This is a genomic window from Methylobacterium sp. WL103 (genome assembly GCF_008039885.1).
In the GTDB taxonomy this organism is placed as follows: Bacteria; Pseudomonadota; Alphaproteobacteria; order Rhizobiales; family Beijerinckiaceae; genus Methylobacterium; species Methylobacterium cerastii.
The window spans coordinates 1-3,596 of record NZ_VRUX01000441.1; the positions used below are offsets into that span (position 1 = coordinate 1).

General features: G+C 68.1%; 5 protein-coding genes. 3 read left to right on the forward strand and 2 right to left on the reverse strand.

Features of this window, described 5'->3' with window-relative positions:
* Positions 1–108 (reverse strand): SDR family NAD(P)-dependent oxidoreductase (locus FV222_RS31365; protein WP_147815479.1); only part of this gene is annotated, 108 nt, incomplete at its 3' end.
* 254 nt (positions 109–362) lie between these two features.
* Between FV222_RS31365 and FV222_RS20185 the strand changes: the two genes are divergently transcribed.
* Both FV222_RS20185 and FV222_RS31370 read left to right on the forward strand, forming a co-directional pair.
* Entirely contained in the window at positions 363–1,610 is a 1,248-nt protein-coding gene (locus FV222_RS20185) for a nucleotide disphospho-sugar-binding domain-containing protein (RefSeq protein ID WP_147815480.1), read from the forward strand.
* 186 nt (positions 1,611–1,796) lie between these two features.
* The gene (locus FV222_RS31370; RefSeq protein WP_246685567.1) at positions 1,797–2,213 is read left to right on the forward strand and encodes a hypothetical protein; all 417 of its coding nucleotides are present in this window, start codon (positions 1,797–1,799) and stop codon (positions 2,211–2,213) included.
* Between the two features lie 45 nt (positions 2,214–2,258).
* On the opposite strand, the gene FV222_RS20195 is transcribed toward FV222_RS31370, so the two are convergent.
* A complete protein-coding gene (locus FV222_RS20195; RefSeq protein ID WP_147750925.1) occupies positions 2,259–2,504 on the reverse strand; it encodes a hypothetical protein in 246 nt (81 codons plus the stop codon).
* Positions 2,505–3,045: 541 nt separating this feature from the next.
* Between FV222_RS20195 and FV222_RS20200 the strand changes: the two genes are divergently transcribed.
* Entirely contained in the window at positions 3,046–3,468 is a 423-nt protein-coding gene (locus tag FV222_RS20200; RefSeq protein ID WP_147815481.1) for a hypothetical protein, read from the forward strand.
* Positions 3,469–3,596 lie beyond the last annotated feature (128 nt).

Below are 3,596 nucleotides of genomic sequence, written 5' to 3' on the forward strand. Positions count from 1 at the left end.
GGCCAGGACGACGCGGCTGCCCCGGGCGGCGAACGCCTCCGAAGCCGCGCGTCCGATGCCGCTCGATGCGCCTGTGATGACGACGGTCTTCCCGCGAAGGTCGGCCATGTTCGTGCCTCGTCTTGGAACGGTCCCAAAGGCGAACCGGGGGCAGGCGGGGCCGTTCCGGGAGGTGGCTGCGCCACGAGCGCCCACCGCACAGTCGTGAAGCGGGGGTGTCGCCAACCACGTACCGAGACGATCCGCCGCGTCCTACCAGTATATAAGCCGTGCGCCTCCGCACTCAGGTCATAACACATGTTAGTAAATAATTTTTACAGTATGTAGGAGCCCATCTGTCAGAAATCTTGTAATACAAGGCGATGCAGGTTTCCCTTGTTACGCTCGGTTCGCATGGCGACGTGCTGCCGTTTCTTGCGCTTGCCGCCGCACTCAAAGATCGCGGCCATAGGGTTGCGCTGGCCGCTCCGGCGCCGTTCGGCGACCTCGCGGTGCGAGCGGGGATCGACTTCCACGCGCTCGGCACGCGGGCGGATTACGAGCGGACCCTCCGGCACCCGAACCTCTGGCACCCGACCCGGGGGGTCGAGCCGCTGCTGCAGACGCTGTCCACGGCGACCGAGCCGGTCTTCGCTTGGGTGCAGGCCCGCTGGTCGGCGGGGGGCGGGATCGTCGTCGCCTCGCCCAACAGCCTTGGAGCCCGCATCGCGCAGGACAAGCTCGGCCTGCCCTTGGTCACGGTCCACGTCGCCCCGTTCCTGATCGAGAGCCGTCGCGAGGCGCCGGTGCTGCCGGGCCTGGCCGCGGCGCGACGCCTGCCGTCGCGCATCCGGCATTGGCTCGGCCGCGGCGGCGACCGCTACGTGATCGACCCGGCGGTGCTGCCCGGCCTCAACGCCTTCCGCGACAGCCTCGGCCTGCCGCCGGTCCGCCGCCTGCGCCATTGGTGGAACAGCCCGACCCGGATGGTGCTGACGTTCCCGAACTGGTTCGCCCGCCCGCAGGCGGATTGGCCGGAACAGGCCGTGCAGGTCGGCTTTCCCCTCGCGGACCGTTACGGCGACCGGGCCGCGCTCGATCCCGAGGTCGCGTGCTTCCTCGATGCGGGCACGCCCCCCATCGCCTTCACCTATGGATCAGGGATGCGGCAGGGGCGCGCGTTCTTCGAGACTGCGGTCGCCCTGTGCCGGCGCATGGGCCGGCGCGGCATCCTGCTGGCGCCGCAGGCCGACCAGATGCCCGGGGCGCTGCCGCCGGAAATCCTGCGGGTCGCCTACGCGCCGTTCAGCGCGCTGCTGCCGCGCTGCGCCGCCCTGGTTCATCACGGCGGCATCGGCACCGTGGCGCAGGCGCTCGCCGCCGGCATCCCACAACTGCTCGTGCCGGTGGCATTCGATCATTTCGACGAGGCCGTCCGCCTCCGGCGCCTCGGCGTCGGCGCCGAGCTCAGCCGGCGCCGGTTCACACCGCCGCGTGCTGCACGCGTGCTGGAGCGGCTCCTCGGGTCGCCGCAGGTGGCGCAGGCCTGCCGCGAGGCTGCGCAACTTTTGGCGCAAGAGGACGGGCTCAACGCGACCTGCGACGCCGTCGAGCAGGCGATGGCGGCCTGATTATCGACGAAGCGGCTTCGGACATGCCGAGCCTTTCGCGCAAAAGCAGGCGTACCGCGTGGGACAAGGCGTCCGTCGAAGCCATCCGCGGCAGCGGACCACAGGCTCAGAACCGGTGGTCCGGCGTCGGGTTGGTCCAGCACTCCACGCACGCGCATTCGGTGCGCGAAGGGAAGGACCCACACCATGCCCCATGCAGCGCAAAAAGCTATCCTCGTGCTCGGCGGCCTGCTCTGCCTGTTGGCGCCGATCGGCACGGCGGCTGCGCAGAGCACCGGTTACGTCACAGGCTTTCCGGGCAAGGACCCGGCGGGCGACGACGAGATCAGCTGGGGGCCGGCCTACCGGCCGGAGACGAGCTTCTCGCAACCCGGCACGCCGCCCACGCCCGGGGATTTCGCCGGTGCCGCCTACCGGGCGCGCACGGGTCGCGGGTCTTACGACAACCTGCAAAACACAAGCGGCGCACGCCCGATCGCTGTCAGGTCCGGCGAGGATAACGCGAGACCGTCTCGGCGTGTCGTCCGCTCCCGCCACCGGGTCGGACGGACTGCAACGGTTCGCAGCCCGAGCCGTCGCGCGACACGGCAGGCCGATCGCTGACGGCGCGATCGCCGCCGATCGACCGGCGGCAGTCCGAACCCGACATCACAAAAAGCCGATCTTCCGGGCGAAGTAGTCGCTGTTCGGGTCGACGCCTATCGGCTCGGGCGACACGAAGGGCCGGGCCGCCTGGAAAACGACCATCGCCAGGAGCGCCGCCACCGATCCGCCGAGCGGCGCGGACAGCACGGCCAGGACCGGCGAGTAGCGCCAGAGCAGCGCGGCCGTGATCAGCAGCCCGAGACCGGACGCGATCACGATCCGAAAGATGCAGCATTCCGACGGTTGCATGCCCGTCCCCCAATCCACGAACCTTAATCACAGGTTGTTAACATCGATAAACATGCAACCGTGCCGTGTGTACGTACTCTTCCACGCGGGCGATGGTCTGCGGGTGTCCGCCCCGTACTTTGATCCTGTTCGAAGCTTGAGCGCAATGCGGGTGATTTGCGCCGGCTCGGCGCGGCCGAGTACGCGGCGCGACGCAGGCTTCGCAACGGCTGCCGATCCGGCGTGGCATCGGCTTTGCGACCGTGCTTTGCGCCATGCTGCGGTGCAGCGTGCGTACTCGCACGTCACGGCCGAGGTGGCATCACCACGTTTGATCGGACGCTGATCGCCACGCGGCCGGGCAGTTTTCGGACCGCGTCACCACAACCGAAAGAGGATACCGACCATGGAACTGAAGCCATTCAGCTACGCAATGATCGGGGCCTTCGCCTTCGGCCTCGTCGCCACCATCGTCGGTACGGCGAGCGCCATCGGGACCTTCTGATCACAACCTCGCTTCGCGTCGAGGCAACGGCGGCGGGGTGCATGTCCCGCCGCCATCATGTTCGCGGTGGAGTGGTTTGGCATTTCGTTGCGATCGGCCAATCCGGTCGGCATGGGTCGCCCGTATCCACCTGTGCTCGCGAGCGATCCCGCAGGGGCCGGTTCGTGCCATGAGATCACGCCGTTCGTCGCAGTGCCATCCGGCCCGGAGAACCGCGACATCTTCGGAACGTTGGCCTTTTGGCACGGAGAGCATCGCATGCTCCCTCGGAACGCCGACGCCGACCCTCTGACGAACAGCGGAAGCGGTATGGTTGCAGATCGACCGGGCATCGAACGGATCGACGATCGCCTTGGCCGAGCCTCCACGGATGACATCAGCCTGCCGCCGTTGGCGGTCGCGGAAGAAGAAACCGACGTGGGTCTGGCGCAGAGGGGCACGGGTGAGGCTGCGATCGTCCGCCGCGAAACTGAAATCTGAAAGTCTTCTCTGATTGGGGTTCGTGAGGCAAGCTTCTCCTGATCGACGTTTTTGGGTTCCGGCTGTATCGCTCCCGCGGGTCACGCGCTTCTCTTCGCGGTCGGCGCGAGGCCGCCGCATGATGGGGT